At 67.7% G+C, this 1,082-nt stretch carries 1 protein-coding gene; it reads left to right on the forward strand.

What is annotated here, in order from left to right:
• A partial coding sequence (locus A5681_RS08985) for an amino acid adenylation domain-containing protein (RefSeq protein WP_156737912.1) occupies positions 1-1,082 on the forward strand: 1,082 nt, incomplete at both ends.

The raw sequence follows: 1,082 nt of genomic DNA on the forward strand, positions 1-1,082 counted from the left end.
GGGCCGGTGGCGGTGACGGTGTCGATTCCGGAGTTGTTCGCCGCGCAGGTGGATCGTGTCCCGGAGGCGGTGGCGATCACCTGCGGGGGCCGGTCGTGGACGTATGGCGAGGTGGATGAGTCGTCGAATCGGTTGGCGCGCTTGTTGGTTGAGTATGGTGCGGGTCCGGGGGAGTGTGTGGGTCTGGTGGCCGAGCGTTCGGCCGAGGCCGTGGTGGCGATCTTGGCGGTGCTCAAGACCGGGGCCGCCTACCTGCCCATCGATCCCGGGCTCCCGGCGACCCGCATCGAGTTCATGCTCACCGACGCCCTGCCGATCGCCGCCGTCACCACCGCGGGCGTGCGATCGCGGCTCGACGGGTCGGACGTGGCCGTCATCGATTTCGACGATCCGGAAATGGCGGCACAGCCGGCCGGGCCGCTACCGCCGCCGGCCCCCGAGAACGTGGCCTACATCATCTACACCTCGGGCACGACGGGGGTTCCGAAGGGCGTGGCGGTCACCCATCACAATGTCACCCAGTTGCTGGAGTCGGTGCATGACGAGCTGGCGCTGGGCCGGGTGTGGTCGCAGTGCCATTCGCTGTCCTTTGACTTCTCGGTGTGGGAGATCTTCGGGTCGCTGCTGCACGGCGACCGGCTGGTGATCGTGCCCGACGCGGTGGTCCGCTCACCAGAAGACCTGCACGCCATGCTGATTCGCGAGCAGATCAGCGTCCTGAGCCAGACACCGTCGGCGTTCTACGCGTTGTCACCCTTGTTGGCCCGGGAGGTGAAACTGCGGACGGTCGTATTCGGCGGCGAGGCGCTCGAACCGCAGCGCCTGGGCAAGTGGTTGCACAACCACCCGCGATCGCTGCGGCTGATCAACATGTATGGCATCACCGAAACCACGGTGCACGCCTCGGTCCGGGAGATCACCGGCGCCGACGTCGACGGCACCGCCAGCCCGATCGGCCTGCCGCTGGCGCACCTGAGCTTCTTCGTCCTCGACGAGTGGCTGAACCCGGTGCCGGTGGGTGTGGTCGGTGAGTTGTATGTGGCGGGTCGGGGTGTGGCGTGTGGGTATGTGGGTCGGTCCGG

This window comes from Mycobacterium scrofulaceum (assembly GCF_001667885.1).
In the GTDB taxonomy this organism is placed as follows: domain Bacteria; phylum Actinomycetota; class Actinomycetes; order Mycobacteriales; family Mycobacteriaceae; genus Mycobacterium; species Mycobacterium scrofulaceum_C.